The sequence below is a fragment of the Ruminococcus sp. J1101004sp1_RTP21198st1_B9_RTP21198_201120 genome, assembly GCF_040924245.1.
GTDB classification, from domain to species: domain Bacteria; phylum Bacillota; class Clostridia; order Lachnospirales; family Lachnospiraceae; genus Blautia_A; species Blautia_A faecis.
Genome location: NZ_JBCOMI010000004.1, coordinates 165,326 through 179,131, shown reverse-complemented (window position 1 = coordinate 179,131; position 13,806 = coordinate 165,326). Strand labels below are relative to the sequence as shown.

6 protein-coding genes are annotated in these 13,806 nt (G+C 43.0%); 4 read left to right on the top strand and 2 right to left on the bottom strand.

The window, feature by feature from the left end:
- Window positions 1-50: 50 nt before the first annotated feature.
- The gene (locus AB5618_RS04235; RefSeq protein ID WP_173736403.1) at window positions 51-1,415 is read left to right on the top strand and encodes a M20/M25/M40 family metallo-hydrolase; all 1,365 of its coding nucleotides are present in this window, start codon (window positions 51-53) and stop codon (window positions 1,413-1,415) included.
- Window positions 1,416-1,487: 72 nt separating this feature from the next.
- Here AB5618_RS04235 and AB5618_RS04230 read toward each other — a convergent pair whose 3' ends face one another.
- On the bottom strand, window positions 1,488-2,729 hold the full coding sequence (locus tag AB5618_RS04230; protein ID WP_368366518.1) for a lipopolysaccharide biosynthesis protein: 1,242 nt from the start codon (window positions 2,727-2,729) through the stop codon (window positions 1,488-1,490).
- A gap of 34 nt (window positions 2,730-2,763) precedes the next feature.
- On the bottom strand, window positions 2,764-3,849 hold the full coding sequence (locus AB5618_RS04225; RefSeq protein ID WP_187565821.1) for a polysaccharide pyruvyl transferase family protein: 1,086 nt from the start codon (window positions 3,847-3,849) through the stop codon (window positions 2,764-2,766).
- Window positions 3,850-4,126: 277 nt separating this feature from the next.
- Between AB5618_RS04225 and AB5618_RS04220 the strand changes: the two genes are divergently transcribed.
- The 3 genes from AB5618_RS04220 to AB5618_RS04210 all read left to right on the top strand — a co-directional run bounded on the left by AB5618_RS04220 (window position 4,127) and on the right by AB5618_RS04210 (window position 13,643).
- Window positions 4,127-4,267, top strand: coding sequence for a hypothetical protein (locus tag AB5618_RS04220; protein WP_330638254.1), 141 nt, complete (start codon window positions 4,127-4,129; stop codon window positions 4,265-4,267).
- 263 nt (window positions 4,268-4,530) lie between these two features.
- Window positions 4,531-5,736, top strand: coding sequence for a bacterial transcriptional activator domain-containing protein (locus AB5618_RS04215; RefSeq protein WP_237963807.1), 1,206 nt, complete (start codon window positions 4,531-4,533; stop codon window positions 5,734-5,736).
- A gap of 254 nt (window positions 5,737-5,990) precedes the next feature.
- Entirely contained in the window at window positions 5,991-13,643 is a 7,653-nt protein-coding gene (locus tag AB5618_RS04210) for a Cna B-type domain-containing protein (protein ID WP_173718344.1), read from the top strand.
- Window positions 13,644-13,806 lie beyond the last annotated feature (163 nt).

Here is a 13,806-nt window from a genome sequence, read left to right as displayed (position 1 = left end):
TGGGAAGGCTGGAACTTGCTGACTTTTTCTATAGTTGAAAGGGAAAGATTATGGATAAATTACTGAAATATAATGGTGTGCAGGAAGCACTAAAATTTTTGCGCGAAGATGATGAAAGAACTTTGCAGGAGCACCTGGAAATGTGCCAGATTCCTGCGCCTTCCTATGAAGAAGGGGAGAAAGCGGAATATGTCCGAAAGAAGATGGTGGATGCCGGTCTTTCAGATGTGCACGTTGATGAGGTGGGAAATGTGCTGGGAACCTGGAAAGGGACTGGGAATGGACCGCGAATCATGGTTGCGGGACATACAGACACTGTTTTCCAAAGGGAGACAGACCTTACTTTGAAGAAAGAAGGCGAACGCTACAGCTGTCCGGGAATCGGAGACGATACCAGGGCGGTAGCGGAGCTTCTCAGTCTTGCAAGAGCAATGAATGCTGCAGGAATTCGCGGCGAGGGAGATATTGTGTTCTGTGCGAATGTGTGTGAAGAAGGGCTCGGCGACCTGAGGGGAATTAAGCATGTGTTTAAGAATATGGCAAATACAGAAGGACACTACGACGGTTTCGTCTCCATCGATGATAAAAATACCTCCGGAATCATCTACCAGGCAGTAGGCAGCGAACGCTATCTGGTAACTTTCCACGGAACCGGCGGACACAGCTTCACCGGCTTCGGAATTCCCAACCCGATTCACGCAATGGGAAGGGCGATTGCGAAAATCAGCGATTTCCAGACACCAAAGAATCCGAAAACTACTTTTAGTGTAGGCGTAGTAAACGGCGGCACGTCTGTAAATGTAATCGCGGCAGAGTGTTCTATGCTGGTGGATATGCGCTCTGTAGATGCAGGGGAACTTGAGAAATTATCTGCAAAACTCCACCAGGCAATAGAAGAAGCCGTGAATGAGGAAAACGCCCGCTGGGGATATGGAACTTTAAGTTCTGAGAGTACAGGAACCTTTGACGACAATAATATGACGGCGAAAAGCAGTGTGGGAGATACAGCTGGTGCAGTGCCAGTGAATGCTGATAATGGAGACAGGGAAATCTCAGCAGAAGATGACCGCATTACAGTCACCTTCGAACAAAAGGGCAGGCGCCCCGCTGGTACCCAGGACAAATCCTGCCAGATTGTCCAGGCTGCAAATGCTGCAAATCAGGCCATAGGCATGGAAACCCTGTACATCGGTGCTGCCAGCACAGACGCCAACATCCCCATCAGTCTTGGAATCCCTGCCATCACCGTGGGCTGGGGAGGAAAAGGCGGTGGAGAGCATACCATCCACGAATGGTACGAACCTGTAGAATCCTGGAAAGGACCACAGCGTGACTTGCTTTTGCTGTTGGCGTTATCGGGCTATGAAAATATACGAGAGTATCAGCTTCCACGCATAAATCCGAAAGGAAAATAAAAAAACATCCCCCGGAAAGAATAGTCCCAATAAACGGACATTTCCTTTCCGGGGGATGTTGTATTAATTGAACTAGTTCTGATGTTTTTTACGAAGAATTACATAAATCAGGATCAAAGTAAACAGCACAAACAAAATGGAGCAGGACAGTACATAATTCAATGCTGCGCCCATAATTCCCAACTGCTGCACCAGGATCCGGGCAGCTGCGATGGTAATAACTGCGGTGATGGAATAAACTGGAAGCAGGCATTTTCCCCAGCGGATAGCGATAAGGATATTGTAGATCATGTAGACTTCCGCGCTGATTCCACCGCCGATAAGTAAAACTACGAAATGCAGCTTATATGGGGAAAGATCTACACCGTAAATAATCTCCAGCAATGTTCGACCGATGAGATGCCCTCCGGCCACAACAGCCACACAGCAGACAAGGATGATGCCAATGATCCGCAGTATGTACAGTGTGAACTTTTTCACATTATTTTCCCACCATAATTCTGCGATGGTGGTGATGGTAGGCTTAAACACGAACTCGCACATCAGCGAAATCACAAAAGAAGGCATAAACAGAATGCTATAGTAAGTCTGATATTCATCTGTCATAACGCCAGCCATTGCGTATTTTGGAATGTTGTAGAGCAGCAGGGAAAGAAAAGTACCGATAAACATAGGCGTACAGGTTCGAAGTAACTCCCACACATGAGACATCTGAAGCTTGCGTCCATCCTCATCATGACCAACGTATTTTCTGGTCATCTGTGAGTTAATGATAAGACACAGAATAAGGGAGGTTGTAGAAGTTGCAACACAGGTGCAGTACAGGCTCTTGGTGATAATAAGCATAGCGGTGAAAAAAACTGCGGAATACAGATTTCTCGCCGCCAGCATTTTTCCCATCTGCTCAACATGGTACTTTTGCTGAAGATTTCCGTGGAAAACATCCTCCACCGCATCAATCATTTTCATCATAATAATAAAAGTGCTGATGATAATATATTCGCCTTTGAAGCTGAAGGAACTGTAAATAATTCCAAACAGCATCATCAGTGCACAGGTGATAATGCGGGAAACCTTATACTCGGAAAAAATATATTTGTGCTCCAGATCCGTGGCCTGATAGGTGCGGACACCATAGCGTCCCACCTGCAGAAGCAGCTGTGCAGTAGCATAGCTTAAGGAGTAAAACCCTGCCAGCTGTGCGCCACACACACGAGTTACCACCAGGAGATACAAAAAGGAGGAGCCTGAGTAACAGGTACTTCCGATCATATTCCATAAAAAGGCTTTTTTTACATTTTTTTCTTTATTCATTTGCTAAAAATCTCCATTTATTGGTAATCGCTGCTTAATCCTCAGATGTCATCTGGCGCAGCTGTTCCATAGAGTGCTCACGGAAGCGGGCAATCTGCTCATTTGCATAAGTGAAATCAATTTCTTCAGTAAGCTTTTCGTAAGAAACATCATCCATAGTTCTGTCAGTAAGCTTCACCAGATTAAGAAGCTGCTGAACACGGCGGTTCATGTGGTGACCGTTTACCTTGGCGAAGAATTTGCGGTTAAAAATAAGGGCAAAAACAACACCATGGAAAGAATCAGAAACTACATATTCTGCATTTTTGAAAAGTCCCATCCACTCTGCAGGACCAACTGTGATCTTGCAGTCACATTTCAGAAGTCCGACTAATGGGAAAGGAATGTATACAATACGGTAGCCGGTCTTATTGTGGAGACGGCGGGCGAAGTCTACGATTTCTTTGTTAATTCCAAGCTGGTAAACCAGAATGTATTTTTCTTTATATTTTGGCTCAACCAGAAGCTTATCCCACTCTTCCGCAGTGAGAAGAAGGGTAGGATCGCAGACCACTTCAGGACGCTTCTCTGTGAGATTCTCTACAATGTCAGCCCCATAGTCTTCACGAACCAGAATTTCATCAAAATCGGAAAGCAGTTCTTTGTATTTCTGCTGGTATTCTTCCGGCGGAAGATTTTCACCGATACTTGCAGCATAGCTGCATTTCTTTTTCCCCTCTTTTACAAAATCAAGGAAATAGGTGGTATCAAAATTGGTAAGCTTGTAATCCCAAATCTGGTCGCTTCCAGCAATATAAATATCGTATTTGCCAGCTACCGGCTGCATTTTACCCTGAATGACAGGCTGGCTGTAGCGCATATGCTTACGGAATTTGTTGCATTTGAAACGGCGGGGAATGTAGCAGATATGGCCGATTGCCCCGTAAATATAGTTAAAAAGTCCTTTCTTTTTCAGGTTTACAAGGCGGAAAGGATTGCTGATATAGTCGCAGCGGTAATCAATAATTTCCGGCTGAGTGCCGATTTCTTGCAGCTTTTTCTGAAGCGCATAGCTCTGCAGGATGGCACCGTAATTGTCGTAGTTATGGAAGGTAATCACACCTACTCTTTTTTTCTGCATAAAGTCCTCCTGACTAATATAAGGTAGATATAATATAACACATAAACGAGAAAATAAACAGTTTTTGCAGGTGGATTTATCAATTAATTCTAAAGTGGTTATGGAAGTTAAAGTTGAAATTGTTAAGGAGTACGCTATAATAGAGATAATGAAATTTACCTGAGAAAGTGGAGGCGTAAAGCTGGCGGGATATTTAATCGCAGAAACTACCCGTGAGGAACGGGAGAAGATCGTTGCAGAATCCCTTGGAAATATTGAGGCGAACTGCGACGGCTGTATGGCAGGACTGGCTGAGATGTATCAGGAATACATTGACGGGAAGAAAGAGCTTCGCCAGATCAATATGGAATTTAACGCAAGATACGTAAAAGGCGAGGACATGCCGGTGAGAAGCCGGTGCCCGGAGTCCTTTTGCTAATAGAAATCAAAGAGGGCACCAAACTGAAATATGAATTGAGGCAGTACGAAGTAACAGAATAAAGAAGCAGTAAGAGCAGAAGTTTTCAGTACATGTAACGAAAACTTCTGCCTTTTTTTAACCAAATGTTAATAGTTCTTTTTTTATTCTGGTGTTATTATGTAAAAAAGTCGTATTATAATTAATAAGGAAATAAAAGGCTATTGCTAATTACGTCTGCAATAAATACGTTCTAGAATTATTTTAGTTATGGAGAAAAGTATATGGAAAAAAACGTATTAAAGGTTCGCATGCTTGGAACCTTTTCGTTGGAATATAAGGGAAAAGAACTGGTACTGGATCGAAATAAAGCATCGAAGACTACACAGCTTTTTCAGCTGCTTATGTTTCATACCGAAGACGGCGGAATTTCCAAAGCTGCTATGATAGATGCCCTTTATGGAAGAGTTGAGGTGGAGAATAAGAACGGAAGCCTGAACAACACCATTTTCAGACTTCGTAAACAGCTGAAGGATATTGGACTTCCAGATAGCAAATACATAAATATCCAGTCCGGAATGTGCCGTTGGGACGGAAATATTGAAGTTCAGGTTGATGTAAATGAGTTCCGGAAACTGATAGAGAAAGAAAAAAAGGAGAAACGGGAAGAGGACAAGCTTCATCTCTGGATGCAGGCCTGGAAAATTTATAAAGGTGAATTTCTCCCGGATATGATCGGGGAGCAATGGGTCGCTGTGGAGAATGTTCGGTGCAGAGATGAGTACTTCCGTGTTACAGAGGAGCTGTGCCGCTGGCTGAAGGGGCATGAACGGTATGAAGATCTGCATAAAGTGGCGCACAGAGCCGCCGAAATTTATCCCTTTGACGAGTGGCAGGTCTGGGAAATCGACAGCCTGATCGGAATGTCACGATATAAGGAAGGCCTTGAAGTTTACCAAAACACCGAAAAGCTTTTATTCGATGAAATGGGAGTGGCCCCTTCGGAGAGATTGTTAAAGCGTTTCAAGCTGATGGGAGAACGGACTTCACAGGCAGCAGGTGCCCTTAGCGATATCAAGGAAAGACTTCGGGAAAAGGATGCTGCAGTAGGAGCATATTTCTGTCCGTTTCCCAGCTTTGTTGACATCTATCATGTATTCAGCCGTATGGTGGAGCGCTCCGGTTTATCCGTGTTTGTTATGCTTTGCACACTGGACTATAAGGCGGATCATGTTTCGGAGGAGAAGGAACGTGAAAAGTCCGAACTTCTCAGACAGGCCATCCAGTCATCCATACGAAAAGGTGATTTTTACACCAGATACAATGTCCGGCAGTACATCGTCATGCTGATCGAAATCAGCCAGGAAAACTGCCCTATCGTTTCCAAACGAATCGCCAAAAAATTCAATAAGCTCTCTGGCGATAAGAAATTCACTCAGGTTGATTTCTATGTGGCATCCATTGGAGAGATGTGTGAAATGGAGGGATAAATTATGGTCTACGATGTGATTTGTGATGAGTATGAACTCATTTGCTCCTGATTTATGGAAAAGACTTGAAAAATGCTAAAAATGCCATAGGAAATCGCTCGTTTTTGCAACTCTTTCGGAAAATGAAAGAGTTGGAGAAAGAGGCAAAGTGATAGAATATATTTAAAAATCATATACTATCTATCATGCAACCGAAAATAATTCCCGATTCGGTTAAAATAAATCTACATATCCAAAGAAAGGAATGAGACATTATGAAAAAGAATGGGTATTTAAGAAGATTTCTGGCACTGTTTCTCGCTCTCGTGATGATCATGGCTGATTCATCTGTGACGACGTTTGCGGCGACGGTGGGAAGGGTGAAGCAGAAGAGTGCGGCCGCGGAAAGCAGCAGTCAGTGCAATGTTCAAATCAATGTTGCAGAAGAACTTGACGTGGAACAATTTTTGAATGATTACAAATATATAATGCTTGGAACGGAGACTCCCGACAAGTGGCCAGGGATTGGGGCAACATCATCAATTGAAAAAATAAGTACAACAGAAAATGTTGTACTGAATGATGTTGCAGAAGGTACAGAGAAGAAAATTTATTTTGTGCAAGGAAAAGAGAGCTGGCAGTGGGGAGCCTATAAAACTACTGGCGATACTTTTCAACAGGGTGAAAATAAATTTAAAATTTCTGTAAGTGAAACTGCAAGTGGTTTGACTGTAAATATAAATAAGGTAGAATTTATTTCTCGCAATGTTCAGATAGTAGCTGATGCAGATCTTGACTTTGCAGCATTTACAAATCAGTATAAGTATGTGATGCTTGGAAAGACCACTTCTTCTGGAGTTGAGGCGGTTTCTACTATTGAACAAATCGATAGCAACACAACAGACGTAGAGTTAAAAGTTGATAAAGATGAAAATGCAGATGATTTAAAACTGTATTTTATAAGGGATACTTATAATTTAAATAGTAATTTGACCAATGATTCAAAATTTAAACAAGGTAATGTAAATTATAAAATAGCAGTAACAACAGATAATAATAATTTCAACGTAAATATCGAAAAAGTGGTATTTCAGCCAGGACCTACAGTTGATTATAAATCCGTTTTAGGAAATTCATTACATTTTGGTATTGTGGCTAATGATTTTACTTGTAATGGAGATCTGGAAGCAAACCTTGCAGTAGGTACTTTGCATGGTTCTGGAAATATGAAGAGTAGTAAAAATTATGGCGGTAATGGAACTACTTTAATTGGTGCATATGTTGATTATGGTTGGTATATTTTTAAGAACTCTGAAGGTGGTCAGGGTGATTTAATCCTTTATACAACACCAGACGCTGCTAACAGATTTGGAAATGATATATGGAGTAAAGGTTTAGTAATTGATACAGAAACATATAGCCAAGAGGAAATTCAGAATATTGTTAGAAGTATGGTTGATGAGTCAAGAATGACTAGTAATAAACTAGCTTCTGATGCTCATACAAAAGGTTTAAAATATTCATCTGTTGCTGATGAAAATGGTGTGATTGATTTAACAACCTCTCCAGCTGGAACTTATTATATTGATTTTGAGATAGGAGAATATGCAAATTCTAATTTAAATCTTAAAATTACTGGAGATCAAAATATTGTATTAAACATACCAGACGAAACAGCCACATTGAAAACTTATCAACTTAATATCGATGGGAAGAATTGTAATATTGGTGGATACGCAAATGGTGGAATTGGTGAAAAGGCTTGCGAAAATATTATCTTCAATTTAAACAATGCAAGTTCTGTTATTTCTGAAACAATACATGGTGTAGTATTAGTACCAAATGGTTCTTTTGAAAATAAAGCTGTAGGTGCAGGTTGGATTGTTGCAGATTCTGTAACAAGTGGCGGTACAGAATGGCATTGTCTTTCAAGAGATATTCCTGTTGTGACTTCTTATGCAATAAAAGCTAAGAAGACTGTAAATGGCAAAGCCCCATCCGGTAACGAAGCAGGAAAATTTACATTTAAGTTGTATAAGATTGATGACAAGGGAAATGAAACGCTTGTTGATACAAAATCCAATGGAGATGGTGGACTCGTTTCATTTGATACATTTGGAAATATTACAGAGGCTGGAACTTATTGGTATAAGATAACAGAAGAGGGAACTGTTGCGGGTTATACTATTGATACAACTGTTTACTATGCAGAAGTTGTGGTAAATGCAACTCCTTCAAATGGAGTAATTATTAGCAAGAATGCAAAAGTTACTTATCATAAAGGGACTAAGACTGGAGATACAGCGACAGTTGCGACCTTTAATAATATTAAAAAAGAAGATGAAACATCTGCAAACATTAAGGTTAAGAAAACATTTACTAATGGTGCAGCAGATAAGAAGTTTAACTTTGTATTAACTCCAATTAACAATGCACCAATGCCAGAAGGTGCTGTAAATGGAAAGAAAACAATTAGTGTTGCTCAAAATGATGGTGTGAAGAATTTTGGAGAAATCAAATATACGACAGCAGGAACTTATAGATATGAGGTTGTTGAAGATTCTTCAGAGCAGGCAGCAGGAATTACATATGATAATCATAGATGGACTGTGACTGTAGCTGTGCCAGCTGACTTTAGTACACCTACAGTAACTTATAGTAGGGAGGATGGTATAACTAGTACTATAGGTGCTGAATTTACAAATAGTGAAGAAAACAAGGAAACGGAAATAACCTTGGAAGGAACCAAGAGCCTGAGCGGAAGAAATCTAAAGGCAGGAGAGTTCAAATTCGAGGTAAAAGACGAAGTCGGAACCGTAGTGGCAACCGGAACGAACGATGCAGCCGGAAAGATCGCATTCAGCAGGATCGGATACAAACTGTCCGACCTGAAGAAAGGGGACGGAAGCTATGCATCTGAGAAGACTTACAGTTATAAGGTAAGTGAGGTAAAGGGAAACGCCGGAGACGGAATCACTTATGATGACAAAGAGTATACTGTAAAGGTAAAAGTAAGCTATGACCAGGCAAGCGGAACGATGAAAGCGGAGTTGGCAGACAAGGACCAGAAACTTGCATTTGCAAACAGCTATGACACCGAGACTGGAATTGACCTGGAAGGAACCAAGAGCCTGGAAGGAAGAACCCTGAAGGATGGCGAGTTTACATTTGAAGTAAAAGGCAAGGCCGGAAAGGTAGTAGCAACCGGAAGCAACAAGTCAGACGGAAGCATCAGCTTTAATAATAAGCTGAATTATAAACTGTCCGACCTGGAAAAAGCGGACGGAAGCTATGAATCCGAGAAGACCTATGAGTACACCGTAAACGAGGTGATCCCGGAGGGAGCAACCGCTGAGAATAACTATACTGTAAATGGTGTAACTTACGATAACAGTATCTTTACTGTGAAAGTAATTGTAAGCTATGACCAGGCAACTGGAATAATGAGTGCAGCTTTTGCTGAGGATAGTCAGGAGCTTATATTCGACAATACCTACGACGCAAAGGGATCTCTGACATTGGAGGCAAGTAAGACTCTGAAGAACAAAGCTCTTGAAGCTGATGCCTTTAACTTCGTGCTGAAGGACAAGAACGGAGAGACTATTCAGACCGTTGCCAACGATGCAGATGGAAATGTAACATTCAGCCCGCTCAATTATACTCTTAAAGATGTTGGAACTCATGTTTACACAGTATCAGAAGTTCAGAGAGAGAATACCGAAGTTACTTATGATACTACTGAGTATACTGTTGAAGTAACTGTAGCAGATGCAGGAAACGGAAAACTGAAGGTAAGCAAGACGATCAAGAAAGGTGATTATACTGTTGATGCAATTGCTTTTGAAAACATTTATAAAGGAGTAATTGATATCAGCGGCTCTAAGACCTGGAATGATGCAGACAACCAGGACGGAATCAGACCAGCAAGTATCACTGTAAAACTTTTTGCAAATGGAACAGAAGCTGCAAGTCAGGTGGTAACTCCTGATGAGGCTGGAAACTGGAACTATGTCTTCAAGAACCTGCCGCAGTATGATGCAAAAGGAAAAATCACTTATACAGTAACTGAGAGTGCGGTAGCTGGTTATGAAACAAGCGTAAGCGGCTACAACATCACCAACACTCATAAACCAGCAACCCTCGACATCACCGGAACCAAAACCTGGAACGATTCCAACAACCAGGATGGCAAACGTCCAAAGAGCATCACCGTCAACCTTCTTGCAAATGGCATAATTACAGACACCAAGACCGTAACAGCTGACGATAACTGGACCTACAGCTTCACCGATCTGCCGAAATATGCAAATGGTCAGGAAATTACCTACACGGTAAGCGAGCTTACCGTACCTGGTTATACAACAACTATTGATGATAATTACAACATCACCAACAGCTACACCCCAGGTGAGACCAGCGCGTCTGTAACCAAGATCTGGGATGATGCTGACAACCAGGATGGCATTCGTCCAGAGAGCATTACCGTAGCTCTCCTTGCAAATGGAACGCCAACTAACAAAACTGTTACTCTTACTGCTGCGAACAACTGGACACAGACGATAACTGGTCTTCCGGAAAAAGCAGATGGAGAGTATATCACCTACACCTGGACCGAGGTTAATGTTCCAGAAGGCTACAGCTTGACAGGAACTTCCAAGAACGAAACGGTAACCACTCTGACCAACACTCATACTCCAGAGCTTACTTCCATCACCGGAACCAAGACCTGGAAAGATGCAGATAATCAGGATGGAAAACGTCCAGAGAGCATTACCGTAAACCTTTTTGCAGACGGAACTAAGCTTAAGAGCCAGAGTGTAAGTGCTGATGCAGACGGAAACTGGAGCTACAGCTTCACAGACCTTCCGAAATATGCAAACGGACAGGAAATCACTTACACCGTAACTGAGGATGCAGTCGATGGCTACACAACCGAGAGTGATGGCTATAATTTCATTAACACTCATCAGCCAGAGACCACCGAGATTACCGGAACCAAGACCTGGAACGATGCAAACAACCAGGATGGCAAGCGTCCGGAAAGCATCACTGTAATCCTTCTTGCAAATGGCACAGAGAAAACTCGCCAGGCCGTAACTGCAGACGAAGCAGGAAACTGGACTTACACCTTCAAAGATCTGCCGAAATATGCAAACGGCCAGGAAATCACCTACACCGTAGCTGAGGAGGAAGTAACTGATTACACTACAACCTACGATGGCAGCAACATCACCAACAGCTACACTCCAGGAAAGACCAGTGCAACAGTAACCAAGATCTGGAACGACGCTGAAAATCAGGATGGAAAACGTCCGGAGAGCATTACCGTAAGTCTTCTTGCAGACGGTAAAGAAACCGGAAAGACCGTTACCCTGAGCGTCGAGAACAATTGGAAACAGACTATATCTGACCTTCCGGAAAAAGCAGACGGAAAAGCAATCGAGTACACCTGGACAGAGGAAACTCTCCCAGAAGGTTACGAACTTACCGACAACAGCAAGAACGGAACTGTAACTACTCTGACTAACACCTACGCTCCAGAAACAACTTCCATCACCGTAACCAAGACCTGGGATGACGCAGACAATCAGGATGGCAAGCGTCCAGAGAGCATTATCGTCAACCTTCTTGCAAACGGAGAGATCGTAGCAAGCCAGACTGTAAAAGCAGACGAAGCAGGAAACTGGACCTACACCTTTAAAGACCTGCCGAAATATGCAAATGGCAAGGAAATTACCTACACCGTAACCGAGGAAGCCGTGGAAGGTTATGAAACAAGTGTAGACGGATTTAACATCACCAACACTTACACAACCGAGACAACTGAGGTGAAGGGCTCCAAGACCTGGAACGATGCCGACAATCAGGATGGCAAACGTCCGGAGAGCATCACTGTAAGACTTCTTGCAAACGGCGAGGAGAAGGACAGCCAGACCGTAACCGCAGACGAAAATGGAAACTGGACCTACAGCTTCGAAAAACTGCCGAAATATGAGGCTGGAAAAGAAATTCTATACACGGTAACCGAGGATGCAGTTGCAGATTACACAACTGAGATCACCGGCTACGATATCACCAACAGCTATGCGCCAGGAAAGACCAGCGTCACAGTTACCAAGGCATGGGCTGATAACGATGACCGCGGTGGTCACAGACCGAAGGAAATCAAGGTTCAGCTGAAAGCCGATGGAGAAAACAGCGGCGAGGAAATTACCCTGAATGCAGAGAACAACTGGACCTACACATGGTCTGACCTTGACCAGAAGAAAGCCGGTAAGGACATTGCCTATACCGTAGAAGAGACTGGAAAAGCAGTTGGTTACATTTCCACAGTAACCGGAAATGCAGAAGAAGGCTTTATCATTACCAACACCATTACCTCCGTGAAGATCAGCAAGGTAGACATCACCGACCAGAAAGAACTGGCAGGTGCTCATATCCAGGTGATCGACAAGGATGGAAATGTAGTAGAAGAGTGGGATTCCACATGGGAAGCTCACGAAGTAACTGGCCTGAAGCCTGGCGAAACCTATACCCTTCGCGAGACTGTAGCACCAGAGGGATATACTTTGACCAGCGATACCACCTTTACCCTGAAAGAGGATGGAACCGTTAACAAAGATACTACCACAACAACCATATCAGATAATGGAACCCTTCTGGTAGAAGACAGCAGAACTTCTGTAAAAGTAAGCAAAGTAGATATTTCCGATGGGAAAGAGCTGGAAGGTGCTCACATCCAGATCATTGACCAGGATGGAAACGTAGTAGACGAGTGGGATTCCACCAAGGAAGCTCATGTTACCGAGAAACTGAAAACCGGTAAGATTTACACTCTTCGTGAGACTGTAGCGCCAGACGGATATTTACTTACAAGCGACACTACTTTTGTTCTGAAAGAAGACGGAACAGTAGATGCAGAAAAAACAACAGCTGTTTCCAAGGATGGTGTTTTACTTGTACAGGATAAACTGGCAACCGCAGCATCTATTGCAGTGACCAAGAAACTTACCTATATTGGTGAAAATCTGGCAGCAAGAGATCAGACCTTCTATGTAGCCCTGTATTCTGATAAAGACTGCACTCAGAGAGTTTCTGATGTGAAAGCTCTTGTGTTCAAGAATGCAGATGCTTCCACCGTAGTATTCTCAGAGAATATTAAGGCAGGCAAGACATACTACATTGCAGAGTGTACACAGGATGGAACTTCTCAGACGATCGGCGCTCTTGCAGATGGAACCGTCTATGAAGCTGTATTTGGCAATGGTAACTCCACAACAGTAACCGAAGCCAATGGAACAACAACCGTTTCCTTTGAAAACGTGTTCAGCAGCTTCCCGCCAGATGGATTCTACAAACAGGGTCAGCTGACAATTACCAAGAAGGTTCTTGGTGCAGATGGAGGCACCAGAAACAGCAACGAGGTATTCTATGCAGGTATCTTTGATGATGCAGCTCATACACAGCTTTCCCAGCAGGTTGAGCAGAACATTATCAAGCTTGATATGGACGGTGGCTATGAAGTAAGTGAGATCATCAATGTTGGTCTTGCCCAGTCAGGAGCAAAGGTAACCCTGTATGTAACGGAAACTGATTCCAACGGAAAACCAATTGCAGGCTCCGAAGGCTTTGGATATAAAGTTACCGTAAGTGCAGATTCTGTTATATTTGATGAAACGAATATGACAGCAGAAGTTGTCATCACCAACCAGGAAGAAAGCACAGTAACAGAAACACCAACACCTACTCCTTCTTCCGATGGTGGAAATAGCGGTGGCTCCGAAAATCATTCCGGCGGCTACGGCGGTGGCAAATCACCGAAGACCGGAGATGATACCCCGATCGGAACTTATCTGATGCTTCTTCTTGCAGCTGCAATGCTTGCAGCCGAGACTGAAAGACGCCGCAGAAGAAACAAAAGACAGTAAAGCAAAACAAGGTTTCTGACCAGGTCGGAACCATAACAAAGCAAGTACAAATGAAGGCGGTCCGCACACAAAGCGGATCGCCTTTTTGCAGATTCACTTTAGTTTTCTGCTCAATTAAGGAAAACTACAGAACAGCCCTGTGGTTCTGGTTTTGCAAAAAAGT